The sequence below is a fragment of the Olivibacter sp. SDN3 genome, assembly GCF_014334135.1.
Taxonomy (GTDB): Bacteria; Bacteroidota; Bacteroidia; order Sphingobacteriales; family Sphingobacteriaceae; genus Olivibacter.
Window position 1 is genome coordinate 2,028,923 of record NZ_CP060497.1, and the last position, 18,842, is coordinate 2,047,764.

The following is an 18,842-nucleotide window of genomic DNA, read 5'->3' on the forward strand; positions in this document are numbered from 1 at the left end:
CAATATGCTAATTTACGTTATTCCGTCCGATATTTTTTGTTATGAGGGATAATTCCGAAAAATAGTATCACAAATTGATAAATTAAAACCGCCTTACGTAATCGGCTACATCACCTTTTGCTCTATTGTAAGGTAGTATGCTGAAGCTAAAGTGTACCGGTTCGTTGGGTATTTGGTATGCAGGCAACACGATGGGCCCACAGCTTCCATTTCCCAGTCCCCTTTGGGCATAGTCCAGGTTTACGATTATTTCTGGTCTGGTAGCCAATTCATGCGGGTGTTTGGCGCGACGAAGGTCCTGCTCAGTATGATGCAGCGCACTGAAGCTTAGCTTATCATCAGCTATAATGACCAGTCCTTCCTGATTGCGGTTATTTATTTTAATCCATTTGGTATCTTCCCGGTTGCCCATACTTTGCGGTCGCATATAGTGTTCAGCCATTTCCTCCACTGATTTTTGGTACCGTCCCATGAAGGCTGCCTCTTTCCTGTCCACGTAGTTTTCATGCGGTCCGCGGCCAAACCATTCCACAAGATCATTTCCCGCGTTCAGCGCCATGGTAAACCCAATTCTAGACAATGGCAACCCACCTTCCCTTTGCGGATTTATATAAGTCGATAGATGAATGGTGCCGTTGCCGTATACGGTATATACCATATTACTATTCACTTCGTATCCTGATTTCGTAGTTGCCGTGACCGCTGCGGTAATTTGTACCGATTTACTATCGCCTGTGTTAATATTAAAATTACTTACGGTGTAGGTTAAGCTATCATATCCTTCCTTTTCCCAAGCGATGGGTTCTCCCCAATCCTTGTCGCGGTCATTATCAAGCGTTGCCCGATACAGCTGAAGTTTAGGCCCATATTGATCGCCATCGATTAACTGGTTATTATTATAAGCCAAAGATGAAATGAAGCCGGTATTGCGATCAAACCCTACATGGAAATCTTTACCGATCAGGGTAACCTCTTCTTCCTTTTGCAATACGAAAATATCTGGCAAGGAAGTAAGGGTATCCGTACGATTTGCGGTCTGAACCATTTGATAAGGTATTTTGAATTGGTCGGTGGCCACTATTTGGCCAGCGGGCCCCCATTTTTCATCTTTTACAGAACGCACATTTACCTGTAAGTAATAAGAGGCTTTAGGTTTCAGCACCGGTTGGGTTATCGGAATATTTGCGATGGTGCTGTCGCCTGCGGCAAGGTCGATTAGGGGCAGCGTCCCTTGTTGTATCTCCTTTCCGTCTTCGCTTAGGGTCCAATCGATCGTAAAGTTATTTAAATTCAGGAATGCATATTTATTAAGAATATTTACGGTTCCCTGTAATAAGTTGGCAGGTTTAATACTTACGTACTGGTAGACTTTCTTCACCTCTTCTAATTTAGCTGTAGGTTTTCTGTCAGGTGTTAAAATGCCGTCCATACAGAAGTTGCCGTCATTGGGCTTATCCCCAAAATCTCCTCCATAGGCAAAATACGTTTCGTCTGGAGTGGCACCAGGAATCTGTTTGGAGAGTCCATGATCCACCCATTCCCAGATACAACCGCCTATCAGTCGTTTATGATTTTCAATAACATCCCAATATTCTTGAAGGTTGCCTATTGCGTTACCCATAGCATGGCCATATTCACACATGATAAAAGGTTTCTCACTGGCTTTTTGTCCACTTTCCAACAGGCTTTGTACCGACGGATACATCGTGGATTCTATATCCGCCACCTCGTTGTAGCTTTCAAAATGTATGGGGCGCGAGTTATCAATGGCCAATACTGCCTGCCGTGCGGCCTTAAAGTTTTCATGCCCCCATGATTCATTGCCCAAAGACCATATGATGACCGAAGGATGATTCTTATCGCGTTGTACCATCCGCTGATGTCTATCCACGTATGCAGCACGCCAACTCTCGCTATTGCCAAGATCCGCCTTCGCCCCATGAGTTTCCACATCGGCTTCATCAATAACATAAAGACCATATTCATCACATAGCTTGTACCATTTTGGGTCGTTAGGATAATGCGATGTACGTACGGTGTTAATATTGTTCTGTTTCATGAGCATGATATCTTCCAGCATGCTTGCGTAGGGCACCGCCTTTCCGTAATCGGGATGTGTTTCATGCCTGTTCACACCTTTTAGCAATACGGCTTTCCCATTTACCAATAGCTGGCTGTCCTTTATTTCGACTTTTCGGAAACCAAATTTTGCAGAGAGCACCTCGGTCACTTGGTTATCTTTGTCTTTTAGGGTGATTAGTGCGGTGTAAAGGTAGGGTGCTTCTGCCGACCATAAGTGGGGATTCTCCACTGTTACCTGCAACTGATAAAACTCTTCATCATGATTTCTGTTGAAAATATTAAAACTCAACTTTCGATTAATTTTTTCTTCCAGAGGCTTGGTAAACACTTCTTCTCCTTCCGCATCCAGTAATTTCACGCTGATCGAGCCGTTTAGGTCGCTTCCCTTCCCTAGATTGTTCAACCAAACATCTGCCATAAAATCAGCCGAGGAAAAATTCTCCGGAAAATCAGCTTTCAGAAAAAAGTCGCGAATATGCATTTTCGGCTTAGCATACAGGTATACATCACGATGTATACCGCCGAGTCTAAACATATCCTGATCTTCCAGGTAACTGCCATCGCTCCATTTATAGACTTCCACAGCTATTAGATTACTTCGGCCCGTTTCCACGTAATCCGTGATATCAAAGCTAGCACCGGTCATGCTGCCTTCACTGTAGCCTACTTTTTCGCCATTTACCCATAGGTAGAAAGCACTCTGTACGCCTTCGAAATGAATGTATATCTGCTTATCACCCCAATCATCGGCGATGTTCACCTGTTTTCTATACGATCCTACCGGGTTTGGTTCTTTATTTTTGGTCCATGAAGTATCTACTGCCTTCATGATAGCTGGTGGTTCCACTTTGAAGGGATAAGTAATGTTGGTATAGATCGGGGTACCATAACCATTTACTTCCCAGTTGGCAGGCACCTTGAAATCTACCCATTTGCTATCGTTAAAGTTTTTTTTATAAAAATCTTTAGGTCTTTCGTTCGGACTTTTGGACCAGTTGAATTTCCACAGGCCATTGATACTTTGATAAAAAGTAGCGTTAGAATCGATGTTTGCTATGGCTTGCTGTTCGTTGCTAAACGGTATGGCAGTGGCGTGTGCAGGTTCTCTGTTTAGCTGAAATACCTTTTCATTTTCCCACTCGCGCTGAGCCATTGCGGGAGAAGCCAATACATTTATTAATAGCAGAGAAATTAAATAACAATATATAGTGTTCATGTAATGTTTTTTATCCAACACGCGTATAATACAGGTGTACTTTTTATGCTCCATTTGGTTAAGCGAAAATGGGCAGCAGACATTTGTGTTAAGCAAAGATATTAAATTACTGATACTAGAACGTAAATGTAGTATAGAACGTATACTTTGCATACTTTTTTAGCAGTGGTTATGAGAAGCTTTTTTGCGTTGGTGCGAACTTTCGATCGGTTGGTGTGAAAGGAGGAGAGGCGTATATCCCCGGTCGTTTACGATGCGTTGTTACGTATTTAACAAAATACGATGTGAACAGAAAGGTAACAGCGCATTGGGAGCGTTAATGGTTATGGGTAAAGAAGTAGGTTCAACACCCATAACCCATTGTGTAGTGATCAAAGAGGTCTTACCCAGATATTCCGGAAACTGATCGGTTTGCTTGGGTCGCCGTGCGACTGCAACATGATAGGAGCAGGGCCGTGTGCTTTATAAGAAGGTTTACCGATATATTGGGTGCCGCCCTCCAGTTCCACGTTATTCTGCACCAATACCCCGTTGATCAAAACAGTTACGCGTGCAGGTGATCCCAGCGATCCATCTTCTTTAAATTCAGGGGCAGTCCATACCACATCATAGGTTTGCCATTCGCCGGGTTTTCTAGCAGGGTTTGCTAAGGGGATTTTCTGCTTATAAACAGACCCTAATTGGCCATTTACGTAAGTTTTGTTTTCGTATGAATCTAAAATCTGCAACTCATATCCTTCATCACCGGAGCCAATAGCTGCCAGGAATAAACCGCTGTTACCTCTTCCCTGTCCTTCACCATCAATATCAATAGGTATATAGTATTCTAAATGAAGTTGATAACTGCCAAATTTTTCTTTGGTCCAGATATTACCTTTTTCTTTATTAACGGTAAATGTGCCTCCTCCTACCGTCCATTCTGCCGGCTGTCCTGGGTTTTTCTGCGATTCCCAGGCGGATAAGTCTTTTCCGTCAAATAGTACCACAGCATCGGAAGGTGCTTGGCTAACAGGTGTGTTTACCACAGGAGGAACAGGTTCCCAAACTTCGGTGTCTTCTGGTTTCATTTTTTCTTGTGCTAAGGTTGGCACGGCCGTACCTACAAGCAGTGCAGCGATAAGTAATTGATTTTTTAACATAGTATATAATTTTAGTTTGTATTAATTTACTTTTTCCAGCAGCTGAAAAAGTAACAAAACTAAGTGCAACGTTCTCATGAACGCCATAAAAATGTTACACTAGTGAATAAAAACCGCAGCTTAAAAATCTTCTTTGACGCTACTGCTGAGGCAAGGCCTTTGTAGCCGAAGATTTTTGAGGCTGATTTTGTTATAATGAGCGTACTGCGCAGCACTCATCAAAATCGTTAAATCCTCTTTTTTGAGGCCAATTTTATGCTTATGAACGGCCATTTTTACAGAAACTTATATGTCGCAGGGAATTTATCAGCAATTTATCATATGATTTCATCATCTTTGATTAGCAGAGGTACTAAGTAAGTGTTCAAAGTACGCTTCATCAAAGGTAGGTAATTGGCAAATAAGTAACAACAAAAATGAGTGTTCGATTACAGGCTTTTTGCCGATTTTGTATTATAGATAGTTAAAATGTAGTTGCATATGTCTGTGGCAACTTCCTTTTTAGATTTTAGCGCGAACGTTGTTTGTTGTTTGTTGCGATCGATAATGGTAATCTTATTACTATCACCAGCAAAGCCTGCGCCCTTGTCTTGCATAGAATTCAATACGATAAAATCGAGGTTTTTGTTTTCCAGTTTGATAAGCGCATTCGCCTCTTCATTGTTCGTTTCCAAAGCAAATCCAGCCAAAATTTGATCCGGTCTTTTAGCAGCGCCCAATGAAGCCAGAATGTCTGTGGTTTTTGTTAACGCGATGGAAAAGTGTGGATCTTTTTTCTTAATCTTTTGCGAAGCCACCTCCACTGGTGTGTAATCGGCCACGGCGGCACTCATAACGGTAATGTCGGCTTCAGTAAAAGTCTGGGTACAAGCTTCCAGCATTTCTTTTGCAGAGGTCACATCGATACGGAGCACCTGTTGGGGTGCTGCTAAAGCTGTTGGGCCACTCACCAGTGTTACATCTGCTCCCAGACCTTGTAATGTTTCGGCAATTGCATAACCCATTTTCCCGCTGCTATGATTACCAATAAAGCGTACAGGGTCTATGGCTTCATATGTCGGCCCGGCACTAACCAATGCCTTTTTACCTGCTAAAGGCAAGGCAGCGTCTTCACGGGCTTTAGATACACCACCAGTGGCAAACGATTGTTCTATAAAAGTTGTAATCTCTTCGGGCTCTGCCAATCGGCCTTCACCCACTAATCCACTGGCAAGTTCTCCGCTATCTGGGGGGATCAATATATTTCCAAAGCTTTGCAGCCGCTGTATGTTTTGTTGCGTAGCCGGATGGGAAAACATATCTAAGTCCATTGCGGGGGCGAAATATACAGGGCATCGTGCGGAGAGGTATATCGCACATAGGAGGTTATCACATAAACCATTAGCTAATTTGGCGAGGGTATTAGCGCTTGCCGGGGCGATTAACAAACGGTCAGCCCATAGCCCCAAGTGTACATGTTTATTCCATTCGCCCGTATGTTCGTCAAAATACTCCGTAAGTACGGGTTTGTTGGAAAGTGTAGCTAACGTTAGCGGGGTAATGAAGGCTGTGGCCTCTGGGGTCATTACCACCTGTACTTCAGCACCTGCTTTTACCAGTAGTCTGGTCAATGTAGCTGCTTTGTAGGCTGCAATGCTCCCACAGATACCTAATATAATCTTCTTGCCCTTAAGCATTTGTTAGCTTAATAGAGTAGCTTTTTATTCTACTTCTGTTCTTTAGAAGGGTTTCTAAAGTAAACCTTATCATTTAGAAATTCGTCAGCGGCAACCAAAGTGGGTTTAGGCATACGCTCGTAATGTTTAGATATTTCTATTTGCTCACGATTTTCAAATACCTCTTCCAAATTATCGTTAGAGGTGGCAAATTCTGCCAGTTTACCATGTAATTCTTCCTTTACGTTACTAGCAATCTGATTGGCACGGCGTGCAATGACTACAATTGATTCGTAAATGTTTCCTGTTTTTTCATCCAGCTCACGTAAATCACGTGTCACGGTAGAGTTAGGAACGATATTTTTCTGTGTATTGCTCATAGTTTTATTGTATACTTTGTTGAGGTATAGTGCCTTGTGGCGTGTTTTGTCCTTCTTCCATTATCTTCCCCTTCTCTTCTTCCTGCTTTTTTTGTGTAGGCGTTAAAGAAGCGATTATTTTATTCGTTTCTTCAATACCTTTCAATGCATCTTTTTTCAGGCCTTCTACGTCTTTCTTATATTTGCTTTCGGGAAAATTGTCTACAAAATCATCGGCAAAGGAGATCGTTTCATTGTATCGTCCTTCCTGACTTTTAAGCATGCTGTTGCGTGCATATAAGTATTGTGAACGAATAGCGAGAAACTCCATTTCTTCTGCATATTTCGTGTCCGGGTAATCCTGCAAAGAATTTTGGAAAGCGATAACGGCCGCTTTGTAATCGCCTACGTCTAGATAAAGTTTAGCATTTGCATATGACTTATGCTCTAATTTGTCACGTAAATCCTGAATAAATCTAGAGGCTTCTTCAGCACGGTCACTCTTTGGATATAAATTTATAAAAAGCTGAAGTGATTCAATAGCTTTTAATGTGTTCTCCTGATCGAGCGAATATACAGGTGATTCCAAGTAATAGCAATAAGCACCCATAAACCGGCATTCTTCCGATCGGGCACTCTGAGGGTATTGATCGGTGAAATTCTTGAAATGAAATCTAGCGGATGTATAGTCTCTTAACCGATAATTGGTATAAGCAAAATAATAAAGTAATTCTTCATTTTCTGGCCTTCCGCGATACTTGTTCGACAGATCTTCAAATAAAATAAGCGCTTTTGAGTATTTCTTGTTATTATACAAGTTGATCGCTTCGCGGTATTTTGCAACATTGTCATTGCCAGCTCGCAATTTCTCAAATTTGCTTTTACAGCTTACCATTCCAAATGAAAATAGCAAAACTGAAACCCAGATCACTAAACGCTTGTCTTTAAACATTCTGCAAAGATAATTAAAATTATTTTAACTTTTTTACCGTAAAAAAGTAAACAAAACCGACCATCGGGAGCTCATGAGCACTTATTAAAATGAACACTTGCGAATAAACCTCGCCGCGTTAGCCAGATGCCACCAAGGTAGTGCTCCAACCTGCAAACCGCATCTGCCTAAGGCGGCATTTTCGCAGAACGAAGGATTTATACTGCCTGTAAAGTTACACGATCCCGCTGCTCAAAAATTAAAGCCGCCGCTAAACCCGCTTTAGCAAGCTTCATTTCCATTGAAAACAACCGCTATGAGCTATGTACGAAAGTAGCCATGCATTTTCGCTGTAGCAAATTTTTAACATATATTAACTTTCTGTATTCTTTTTCTTGACTAATAAGGAGCAGACTGAAGCGTGGAGCGATGCGCTCTTGAGCAACACAGAAAACAAATAAAAGTGGATAATTAAACCTTCCGACCCAACACCACTAAACTCCGGCGTACTCCATCTAATAACGCAATATCTGGAAAGTTTCCCCATTCTTCAAAGCCCTCTTGTTGAAATAAATTAATACTGGATAGGTTATGGGCGAAAATGAAGGCCATAATGGTATCTATAGCATGTATTGGCGCTTGCTGCAGCGCATATCTTAAGATCTCCTTACCATAGCCTTTTCCCCGTTGATTTTCATCGAGATATATGCTTATCTCTGCCGTGCCATTGTAAGCAGGGCGACCATAAAACGACTGAAAGCTGACCCATCCGATTGGCTGTCTATCACCATTTTCCACCATCCACAGCGGACGAGTACGCTTATTATGCGATTTAAACCAAGGCAACTTGCTTTCTATAGAGACCTCTACGGTATCCGCGGTTACTATCCTACTGGCCACTGTACTGTTATAAATAGCAACAATTGTTGATAAATCGGTCAATAAGGCATCTCTATAAACTAAGCTACGATGGGTATGGGTCATGTTACAAAGATAAAAAGGTTTGAGGATTAGGTAAAAAAAATCCTCAAGGAATGGACAGGCCATTTTACTTGAGGACGTTTCTCATAGGTAGATGAGAGTATATTTCAATTCATAGGTAGATGTAATTTTTTTGGGCCAAATTAAGCAATTTTCATCTGGCCACTTTTTAAGTTTTGCTGTGCTCGGATATTTTTTAGCTCACCAACCAATAAATCCATTAACTGTTTATCCACTTTTCTAGCCAATTTTGATAAACCATTAACCTTCATTGTACTTTTTTTTATGCTTTTCATAGTATAAAGGATTTATTCGTTAAACATTTTCTTTCAGCGAACAGATTAACTCCAATATCGTGCCAAAAAGATGATGAATACTAATGGTTTTGTTTTAAGTTATTGATTGTCAGTTGATAACTTCTTTTTGGGCTTTAGTGTTGTTTTCGTAAAAAGTTGCGGAGGAGTTTATGTATGAGCGTTAATTAGCAATTGTTTAGGTGCTCCAAACGGTGAAAATTGGTCTTTTCATATTCAAGGATTGTCCATTCCCATTGTATAAAAAATGAGCCATTTTATATATTGTCGTTGTGCTCTTTATTGTACATATGAACAGTAGGTAAGTATACGTTATGTTATGTTTTTAAACCACCCGGGCAGGATGCAATAGTATACTCAAAAAGCGGACAACTATTATACATTACTGCACACAAAATTGGCGTTTATTTTACAATATTCATCTTAATTGAACAGCCTATTGCTGATGGTCGTATATTCGCAAGTCAAACAGGCTCAGTCTGCCGGGAATTACTTTGCTTGGCATTGACAGGAAAGTGCTACTTATTCCGCGATTAAGCAACTATATACAATAGTAAAGTAGCAGAAGCAACATTACAAGAAGATACAATGAACAATATAACGGCCCTTAAGAAGAATCTTTTATCTAATGGAGCTTTGTTTATTTTAAATGGTATAATAGGGTTTTGGTTACCACCTTACCTGATAAAAAAATTAGGTGTAGGTGCATATGGTATGATTCCGTTAGCTACGACCATTATTGGCTATGCTTCAGTCATTACCGTTGCAGTTAATGGATCACTTTCGAGGTTCATGGCCCTTAGCAAAGAACGGGAAAGTGAGGAAGGAACCTCTCAGGTCTTCAATACGGCATTAATTGCTATTGGTGGTATACTGCTCTTATTGGTTCCCGGCTTTATTTTGTTCTCTACGCAAATAGAAAAAATCATATCTGTACCGGATGGCTATGTGACAGACGCGGTACAGTTGTTCTTATGCATTAGTTTTTCATTTATATTAACCTGCCTAACTTCTGTGTTCAACGTATCGGCTTACGTGGCCAATAGGTTAGACCTAGTCAATCAGGTTACAGTGATCAATACCTTGGTGCGGGTACTCGTTGTGGTAGGTACTTACCTACTTATAAAAGTCTCACTGCTCGGTTACGGTTTCGCGGTACTGTTAGGTAGTATTTTTGCCAGTAGATATAGCTTTTATCTCTTCAAAAAATATTCGCCAAATATCAAGTTAAGGTTTAAAGATTTTCGAAAGGAGCGGTTATATGAGCTGCTGTCTATGGGTGGATGGTTGGTTGTAATCCAATTGGGTAGTATACTTTTTCTACAGATCGATTTGATCGTTGTCAACAAAATAATGGGCAATGAGGCAGCTGGTAAGTATAGTGTTATATTGCAGTGGAGCAATTTAATTAGAACCTTATCCATTTCGCTTTCAGGTGTATTGGGGCCCTTGATACTCACGCTGTATGCTAAACGACAGATCGAGCAGATGACAAAGATTACGCTGTTATCGAATAAAACATTAACCCTTTTTATTACCTGCATGGTTGCGACCCTCTGTATCTTGTCGGAAAATCTTTTATCCCTTTGGGTAGGAGAAGAATTTGCAGCTATGAAATGGTTGTTTATTCTGGTACTGTTGCCTTTGCCCATTAATTTAGGTATTCAGCCACTTTTTTCATTAAATAGAGCCTATAATAAGGTTAAGGTCCCAGGCATATTTACAGTGGTCATGGGAGTAGTTAATCTTTTACTGGCCGTTTACTTAGTAAAATATACTTCCCTTGGACTTTACGGTGTTGCTATAGCCAGTGGACTTGTTTTGACTATCAAAAACTTCATTTTTATGCCGATTTACATAGCAGGTAACATGGGCATTAATAGGTTTACATTTTTTAAATCTTCTATTTCGTCTTTATTGCTGTTAGGGGTTGCTATTGTTATGGGGCAGACCTATACAACCTTCTTTCAAATCGACACATGGCCTGCAATCATCTTGCACGGTGGGGGCTTATTTATGTTTTTTGGTGTTTTGGCTTACCTTTTCCTGAACAAGGAAGAGAAGAACCTTGTTGTAAATAAATTTATTAAGAAGAAATAATAATTTTCAGATGAATAGCATATATTTTGTGCCCGCTTCTCAGACAGAGAACACGGGAGATTTATTGATAAATAAAGTAGCCATTCAATTGATGGGGAAGTATGGCCAAATTATATTAGAAGATAATAACACCGATCGCTGGTTTATTGATGAGTTAAGGGGAAAACAAGATCGATTACTTTCAGAAGTAACCCATGCATCGTTGGATAGACATCTTTTAAGTAAGTTGGCCAGGTCGATATTCAGTAAAAATAAGGTATATCTGGTGTTGGCCCCGGGGCATACCTCTAGGCAGGGTAAAGAGGGCGCTGACCGGTTAAGAAAAAGGAGCACGCGTTTACTTCTTTTTAAGGCCTTGGGTTTACGTATTGTACGGGTCGGGTTCTCCATAGGACCGTTTGACGATGTTAATATGCAGGCCGAAGCTTTTCATTCGAAGGTTTATTTTTTCTATGGCGTACGCGATAAAGAATCCGTAAAAATGGCTATAGAAGGTAAATTTAAAAAACCTCAACTGTTTCCCGATTTAGCGTGGAGTTATGAACCGCCTATTAATGTCTCTCCACCAGATAAAGATCAATATATTATCTTAAGTTTTAGATCCAATTCTTATGGGAAAGTACATGATGAGCGTTACTTTCAACCTTATGTGGAGCGGGTAAAAGCGATCTTGAAATCTTTTTCAGATCTAAAGCTGCGTGTAATAATCTCCTATCAGGTGAAATATGATCGCGAAGCTTCGTTTGTATTGCAAAAAGCGTTAATGGAAGATTTTGATGTAGAAGTTATCGATAGAAAACTATTATTGGAGGAGGCAGCAGGACTTTACAATAAAGCGCTCTTTGTTATCAGTAACCGATTACATGTTTTGTTGTTTGCTCTACAGTGTAATACCATTTCTTTTCCATTGATTGATCCTGTTGACAATAAGAAAATCTATCATATTTGGAAAGATAACCAAATGGCTGAAGCGGTAATGGACATCAATGAGAAGTCAGAGCGCAACGTTGCCATTATGCAGAAAGGTGTAGCTGATAGGCGTTTTGTTTTAGATCCATTTATCAAAGCCCGTCAACAAAACGAGCAGCTAATACAAAAGTATCTGTCGGCCATTTTTAACTAACTTAAAAGGGAGTGATGGCTTTTTGTTGGGTAATAGCAGATACTATAATTTTACCTGTCGGATAATGTTCTTGATGTTCAGTTCGATAATGTCTGTCATACTCTTGCAGGCATAGTAATCCTGGTTATCATAATGTTTGGCCAAATGACTTTTAAGCTGGGCGATATTTTCTGACGGAGATAGCTGTTCATGTTGCGAGACATCACGTAGAGCAGCCAGACGATGTCTTTCTATACGCACGCGATGTACAATGGATGAACGCTCTTCCTGTTGGTATTGGAGTACTGTTTTCTCTGTAAGGTGTTCCATGGAAAGTTGTACATAAGGGAAGTTTTCTTTGAAGAATTGAGGCATATATACCTTCATATTGCCTTCATAAAACTCCTGGTCAAAATCAATCGCCCGTATCCGGAACTGAAAATCATCAAAATCGGGTGTTATCTGCATAACATAGTTGTAAGAGCGCATATCACCCAGTAACATGATCAGGCAGCGTTCATTAAATTTCACAAATTCCTTTGCTATCCGGATAGGGTTATAATCAGGATTTCTCATCAGCTGTTTGCTGAACACGTCACCCGGTATACCTACAATATGCTCTTCTACCAAGGTTTCACCGTCTACAGTAAAATTAACCCTGTTCGGCGACATGATTTCTTCCAGCTCCAGGCCATAAATGCGCGAAGCATCAGCCTGTTTAATGTAAAAGTAATCATATACATCATTTAACCTATTTACTATGCGTATTCTAAAGGGGTGTGTATTGCCAAAAGTACAATAGTCGATACGATCAATAAATTTATGTTCTACAATGCGGTTATTGCCAGAAGCTTTCAATTTTGCATAAATCTGCTTAAGGCCATCGTGAATATGATCAACCTCATGAGGAAGATACAGCGGTGTTTCCCAGAGTGTATCGTTTCCTTCTTTATCGAAAACAGGTACGCTTTCGGAGAAGTTACGTAGTTCCTTATATGTTAAGGGAAGTTTCGCTTCCCGTTGGTATTCCCTCAAGTATTTACGTAACGGAGGCTTGATAGGGAAAAAAGGCTTTTTCTGCGATATCTTTACGTCACCTGTGGGCACCGGCCCGTTTGCTTTCAGCGTCATAACATCATTTCTTAATACTAAGCTACCAAATTTCTTTTATTAGTGAGCACTGGATAACGCTAGGTGTTGCCTGTTTTTATCTATAATAACATGCAATGGCTATTTAACTATTTACCTAAAATTTAAGTACGTCCATTAAAGTGGGTTGTATTTTGCGTAACATGCGGTCAAAACCCAAGTCGTTGGGATGAGTTCCGTCAGTAGTTCCTTCATGATCATTGCCTAATAGATCTTCAGCAGTAATGAGGTAGAGGTTATCTACTTCAGTGCTGAGGGCCTTTACTTGTTGGGCAACCATTTCGTTTTGCTCTTTTACATGTCTGCCCACCTGTTGATTAAAATAACCGTGTTCACGGATAATTGTTTGTATCATCACGATGGGCGCTTCCGGGTGTGATTGTCTGATACTTTTGATTAAATAAGCTGTACGTTCCTTAATTTCCTGAGGTGAGGCGTTGGGGATGCAATCCAGCACAAAGGCATCGGCATCCATTGTTGAGAGCATGTTTGCCACCGATTTCTCCATTTTAGCACTTCCGCTCAAGCCGAGGTTCACAAAGTTCCACCCCGTTTCTCTCGATAACCTTGCTGGATAGGCGAGACCGGGTCTACTGGCGGAAGCACCTTGTACAATACTGGATCCATAAACAATAATCTTTTTCTTAAACGGGTTCTTCAGAGCACTTAGAGAGCTACCCGGTGTGACACCGATTTCAACCTCACTTATTTCGTCATAAAGCGGTAAATATAATAAACACTCTTTTTCGGTATCATCCATATGCGAGGCAAGTATACTTGTGCTACAGGAGTCGCCATACTGCCCTACGCCTGCATATTGCCAGAAGCCATCTTTTTTAATATAAAGATCCAATCCTTCAAAGGCAATAGCCGTCATGTTTGCCGAGGATCGGCGGGGCGAGGTGCACCATTTCGCTGCGATGGTAGGGCTATTGGTTTTAAACGTAATTGCCAGACCGGCTGAGTGGGTAAGTAGGGACTTTACCTGTTTCGGCAGTTCCGGATAATCGGCGGTGTCTACCCGGTGATAGAACGGTTCACGGTGTACCGCCTTGCCGATCAGGGTAAGTTCTTCAGCTCCCTTGTACGTGAAAATGGCCTGTTCCTGTGCCATAACGCCTTGGAGAGGCAATGAAAAGATTGCCAGACAAAAGAAAAATTGCTTTAATACCATCGTTTTAGCCTTTATTGTTTTTTCCCATTGTTGTTATTCTACCCAGTTGCGGGTCTGAATATCCCGGTTCGCCCGTTTCCACCTTGCCAGCGTAGGCCCAACAAAAGTTGGGGTAGCCTTCAACCCTTACCTGCAGATCATACCAGCAAAAACTGTTTGCCAAAGATAACTCAATGCTAGCCTTCTCCTGAGCTTTCACTGTTTTTTGTACGGTAGGATGGCCGTAAGCATTGTCATGAGCGGAAACGGTTAGACGTTTGCCCGCTTTGTTCTGCACCAGTATCGTTATATCTCCGGTGGGTTTATTGTTCTTGAGTTTATGGGTCAGTTGGAGTATAAGTTCAGGCGCTTCTCCTTTATTCTGAAAGGAACGGAAAAAACCATTCGGTCCGTGCACCTCGATATGGTACTCCCGTGCTGGCCCGTTCATTTCGAAAAAATCAAACAAACGATCTCCGGCGGTTACTGCATAAGACCGGATAGCTTTGGGGGTATACACGGTAAAGGGTGCTCCAGCACTTTTGTCACCAAAATAAGCGTCAGAGGCAATGAGTGTTAAACGAAGGCCATCTTTTTCCTGTTGAATATCGGCATATAACTCATAAGGCAGGCTGCAGGCAACTTTTAAGCCTTCCTCCTGTGTAGGCATTTCCGGTAGTAGGTGCGGGATGGAAGAGGCCCGTTTCAGTGCTTCCGGAGTTAATGCTATAAAAGTTTTTGGTGGTTCTTTAAATTGTGCTTGATGAATCCCTTCCAGATAAGGGTTTCTTTCAATAAAAGGCAAGTTATCCTTATTGTCTTCATTGGCAGTATGAAAAGCAGCCGTTAAATCTCCACAGACGGTTCTTCGCCATGCGCTAATGTTTTCTTCTATAATAGTTGTTTTAAATCGTTGATTGACCCATTTTTCAAGAAACTGTAAGGTAGAGGTATGGTCAAATACCTGCGAGCATACCTTCCCACCCCTGGTCCACGGAGAAGCTATGATCATAGGCACACGGAATCCCAGACCAATTGCCCCACCTCTGGCCTGTTTTGCAGGCCTGCCTTGAGCGAGTTCCTGTTCCAAAGTAATGTATTCAATAGTAGGATCAATTCCCGCCGAGCATTTACCACTATCTTCCGTATAAGGGTTTGGTGGTACGAAAGGTGGCACATGATCAAAGTAGCCATCATTTTCATCGTATGTCATGATGAAAACTGTTTTTCGCCATACTTCTGGGTTTTTAGTCAGTATATCCATGATTTCCGATACATACCAGGATCCATACCAAGGTGCTGTAGGATGATCGGAGTACTTCTCACCGGGTATCATCCAGGAAACGGCAGGTAGTTGTCCGCTTTCCACATCCTTTCTAAATTGATATAAAAGGTCGCCTTTCGGTACGGTTAACTCCTGTGTTCTGCCCTGCTCATCGGTATATTGAAGTAAGTCTAAGCTGTGGTAGTCAGGATCACCTTCATTTGTGGTGAAAGCCTTTCTGAACAGTTTTTTTTCTTTTTCAGGCAATTTGTTGAAATGCGCTTCGCTCCATTGAATCATTGCAGATTTTACCTCCTCTAACACTTCTTCTTTCTTAGCTATGGCCTGTAGTGTTTTCTGATAATTTTTGTCGCCTGGTTTTAAGCGGGTTAATGCTGTTTTCAGTTGATCGATTTCTGCCGGGAGTTGCTCCGATTGCTTTTTCAGACTTTTTACATGGCGTGTGTTGAAATGGATATGGTATTGTTCAAAAAATTCGAGTGGATTACAGCTGAAGCTCGATAACCAGGAGCGTTCTTCGCCCTGAAAGCCTCCACCAAAGCTCACGTCATTTTGATAAGCTTTCCAAGAAATATTCACTTCCTCCAGACGCTCCGGAAAAGTTTTCCACTTTGCCTCTCCGCGTTGCAGTTCATTGCGTATCCAGGCCTTACTTTCACTGTTGGGCTCCTCCCTTATGGTACCTGTCCAAAAAAATAGCCTATTAGGCCAGGTGCTTGTCATGCCCGAACAGAAATTTTGGTCACACACCGTGAAGGCATCGGCAAGCGCGTAATTGAAGGGTACATCTTCACGATTGTGGTAACCCATGGTTAGCGGGATATCTTTATAAGGTTTTCCTTTTTTCTTCGCTTCGATCCACTGGTTGTACCAGCCATTATTATAGGCATCCACCTGCGATTCCCTCGAATGGGGTACAGCACCCATCCAGGTCGCTTTAGATCCCCGCAGGTCGAGACGGAAGGGAGCATAGGTGTTTCCTTCATTGTCGCTTTGAAACCAGACGGGATAACTATTTGCTTGTTTGATAAAGCGAGGATCATTAAACCCGCGAACGCCTTTTAGTGTACCAAAGCAATGATCAAAAGATCGGTTTTCCTGCATGAGGATTACAATATGCTCTGCATCTAAAAAGGAAGATCCCGGAAGAGGCTCAATCGCCAGTGCTCGTTGTATAACAGGGGGGATGGTGTTTGTTAATCCGGTTGTACCGGCAAGTAATAAGGCTTTCTTAATAAAATCTCTTCGGTTATCCATTGGTAAATTAATGTTTATAGTATCTGTCGAGGGAAGGTAATATTATTCGAAGGGAATAGCAAAGAAATCATGAATTTTACAAGGCTTAACCGATGCGTGGGTACTCAAAAAAGCCCCGAAACCGATCGGTTTCGGGGCTTAGTCCCTTGCTAAAAAGTAAATTGATTCTTTTACTCCAAATTTATCTGTAGACCAATCTTTTTATAGCGTTCGCTTGGTTTTACATGCTCGTTGCCCGTTAGTTCCAGCACTAACTGCACATTGCCGGAGCTGGGTGCGAAATCAGGCACATCGATTTTCAGGTAGGCAAAACTGCTATTGGCCGGCAGTGTGGCAATGTTACCTTCGGGTAGGTTAAAGTGTACACCTTCTTCCGCCGTAGTTTCTTCGTCTACTATCCGGAAAGCCAAAGCCTGGTTCTCACCCAACTGTTCGCCCAGTAAATTGATGCGGTACTCCTTTTCGCCGCTGTCTCGTGTTAAGGTGGTTAACAAGGGGTAATTCTTTCCGGCAACATTGCTGCCTGTAGTAGCGTCTTCAAATTCAACGATAGCGTCTCTAAAATAAAAATCCTCATCCGTTTCTTTCATACATGCTGTAAAGAACAGGGGTATGGCTACCAGGGATATGATATATTTTAATCTTTTCATGTTTTAATTTTTAGTCGTTAATAACCTACATTCTGTTCCACTTGCGTGTTTGGTACAGCTTCGCGTACAGGTATGTTTGCCAAGATTCTGAAATCGGTATGCTGTATATTGCCCGACTCTTTGAAGATGTCTCTTCCCAAACGTTTCAGGTCGAAGAAGCGATGGCCTTCGAAGGCAAGTTCCAGGCGACGTTGTAAGATAATGTCGTCAAACAGCGCCTGTCCATCGGCATTTGTGGCATCAATTCCTGCCCTTTCCCGGATGAGATTCAGTTGCTCACGGGCAGCTTGCTCATTTAATACAGTGCTTCCCGGTGTTGCATAGGCTTCAGCCATATTCAAGATCACTTCCGGCAATCGGATCACCGGTACATTATCGATATTATTCACTTCGCTCCGGCTTACAAATTTAGTAATCTCCCAACGTGAGCTGTTTCCGCTCAGACCGCGCATAATCAGTTCGCGACGGACGTCGTTTTCTTCATAAGCGGCGTACAGTTCATCACTAACTACGACGTTGCCATGACTCACTGCTGTGTTCGATTCAGCTGTCATGCGTGTGGTAAAAGAAGACCGTAAAGACTCATTTGTGGCATTGGAATGATCAGCGGGCTGAACAAAAGCCACCTCAAAAAAGGATTCCGGATTTTTAGCCGTACGCCAGGTGTTTACAAATTGTTCGGTATCGGCCAACCTCAGGTTACTCGTGCTTATAGCGAGCTCCCCTTCACTGATCACTTTGGCCATATCACCCCTATAAAGTGCTACCCTGGAATATAAGGCATGTGCCGCAGGTAAGGAAGCGAAAATCTGATCGCCAATAGCGTTACCGGGAAACAAAGCAATTGCCTGATCCAATTGGCTGTAAATAAAATCATATACTTCAACAACAGTCGGGCGGCTGGTATATTCAATTTGCTCGGTATTCAAAACTCCGGTGTTAATAATCGGCACGCCTCCTCTATCGTTGGGTTCTACAATCGCTGTAGGATCATAGGCATAAGCCTTCATCAGGTCGTGGTACACTAAGGCTCTTAAAAAGTACAACTGAGCGGCAATATTATCTTTGTACGCCTGATCAGCCTCGAAATCCTGAAGCGCCTCCAAGATAAGATTAGCCTGATTGTTGATATAATAGGCATACTGCCAGGTGCCTGATTGTATATGAGCGCCGGCCTGATTTATTCCTTGGCCTACGAGGCGGTTACCTGCACCGGTATTCACGGCGTTATCGGAGAGTAGTTCCGGAATAGCAATCAGGTCGCGACCGTATAGGCCCACTTCGCGTAGCCTTGAATAAACGCCGTGTAATGCAGCATTAATAGCCTCTTCACTTTCCAGTGCGGTATTAGAATCGATCGACTGTGTAGGGTCTACGTCTAAAAGCTTGTTGCAGGCAGTCATTGTGGAGCTAATGCCTACAATCAGTAATATATTTAGTATTTTTTTCATGTTTCCTGTTTTTTTAAA

The 18,842-nt window shown here is 41.8% G+C and carries 14 protein-coding genes; 2 read left to right on the top strand and 12 right to left on the bottom strand.

The genetic code is table 11. The features are described from left to right. Positions 1-82: 82 nt before the first annotated feature. The 7 genes from H8S90_RS08325 to H8S90_RS08355 form a co-directional block, all read right to left on the bottom strand. The gene (locus H8S90_RS08325) at positions 83-3,298 is read right to left on the bottom strand and encodes a glycoside hydrolase family 2 TIM barrel-domain containing protein (protein ID WP_187342093.1); all 3,216 of its coding nucleotides are present in this window, start codon (positions 3,296-3,298) and stop codon (positions 83-85) included. Between the two features lie 371 nt (positions 3,299-3,669). Further along, a complete protein-coding gene (locus H8S90_RS08330; protein WP_187342094.1) occupies positions 3,670-4,437 on the bottom strand; it encodes a DUF1080 domain-containing protein in 768 nt (255 codons plus the stop codon). A gap of 428 nt (positions 4,438-4,865) precedes the next feature. Then, complete coding sequence (gene coaBC / locus H8S90_RS08335; protein WP_187342095.1) at positions 4,866-6,113, bottom strand: bifunctional phosphopantothenoylcysteine decarboxylase/phosphopantothenate--cysteine ligase CoaBC; 1,248 nt, start codon at positions 6,111-6,113, stop codon at positions 4,866-4,868. Positions 6,114-6,142: 29 nt separating this feature from the next. Continuing rightward, on the bottom strand, positions 6,143-6,472 hold the full coding sequence (locus tag H8S90_RS08340) for a DNA-directed RNA polymerase subunit omega (RefSeq protein WP_187342096.1): 330 nt from the start codon (positions 6,470-6,472) through the stop codon (positions 6,143-6,145). A 4-nt stretch (positions 6,473-6,476) separates the two neighbouring features. After that, positions 6,477-7,403: an outer membrane protein assembly factor BamD gene (gene bamD / locus H8S90_RS08345; protein ID WP_187342097.1), complete on the bottom strand. Its 927-nt coding sequence runs from the start codon at positions 7,401-7,403 to the stop codon at positions 6,477-6,479. A gap of 450 nt (positions 7,404-7,853) precedes the next feature. Further along, entirely contained in the window at positions 7,854-8,366 is a 513-nt protein-coding gene (locus H8S90_RS08350) for a GNAT family N-acetyltransferase (RefSeq protein WP_187342098.1), read from the bottom strand. A gap of 140 nt (positions 8,367-8,506) precedes the next feature. After that, on the bottom strand, positions 8,507-8,659 hold the full coding sequence (locus H8S90_RS08355; protein ID WP_187342099.1) for a hypothetical protein: 153 nt from the start codon (positions 8,657-8,659) through the stop codon (positions 8,507-8,509). Between the two features lie 606 nt (positions 8,660-9,265). Here H8S90_RS08355 and H8S90_RS08360 point away from each other — a divergent pair. After that, positions 9,266-10,777, top strand: a complete 1,512-nt coding sequence (locus H8S90_RS08360) for a lipopolysaccharide biosynthesis protein (protein WP_187342100.1) — start codon at positions 9,266-9,268, stop codon at positions 10,775-10,777. A 10-nt stretch (positions 10,778-10,787) separates the two neighbouring features. Next, positions 10,788-11,900, top strand: a complete 1,113-nt coding sequence (locus H8S90_RS08365; RefSeq protein WP_187342101.1) for a polysaccharide pyruvyl transferase family protein — start codon at positions 10,788-10,790, stop codon at positions 11,898-11,900. A 42-nt stretch (positions 11,901-11,942) separates the two neighbouring features. Here the strand turns inward: H8S90_RS08365 and H8S90_RS08370 are convergent, their stop codons facing one another. The 5 genes from H8S90_RS08370 to H8S90_RS08390 form a co-directional block, all read right to left on the bottom strand. Then, positions 11,943-13,010, bottom strand: a complete 1,068-nt coding sequence (locus H8S90_RS08370; protein ID WP_255501867.1) for a hypothetical protein — start codon at positions 13,008-13,010, stop codon at positions 11,943-11,945. 115 nt (positions 13,011-13,125) lie between these two features. Further along, positions 13,126-14,202 carry an SGNH/GDSL hydrolase family protein gene (locus H8S90_RS08375; RefSeq protein ID WP_255501868.1) on the bottom strand — a complete coding sequence of 359 codons (1,077 nt, stop codon included), beginning with the start codon at positions 14,200-14,202 and terminating at the stop codon, positions 13,126-13,128. Positions 14,203-14,206: 4 nt separating this feature from the next. After that, positions 14,207-16,723: a phosphocholine-specific phospholipase C gene (locus tag H8S90_RS08380; protein ID WP_187342102.1), complete on the bottom strand. Its 2,517-nt coding sequence runs from the start codon at positions 16,721-16,723 to the stop codon at positions 14,207-14,209. 170 nt (positions 16,724-16,893) lie between these two features. Beyond that, complete coding sequence (locus H8S90_RS08385) at positions 16,894-17,373, bottom strand: DUF4843 domain-containing protein (protein ID WP_187342103.1); 480 nt, start codon at positions 17,371-17,373, stop codon at positions 16,894-16,896. A 17-nt stretch (positions 17,374-17,390) separates the two neighbouring features. Further along, positions 17,391-18,824, bottom strand: coding sequence for a RagB/SusD family nutrient uptake outer membrane protein (locus H8S90_RS08390; RefSeq protein WP_187342104.1), 1,434 nt, complete (start codon positions 18,822-18,824; stop codon positions 17,391-17,393). Positions 18,825-18,842: the final 18 nt, after the last annotated feature.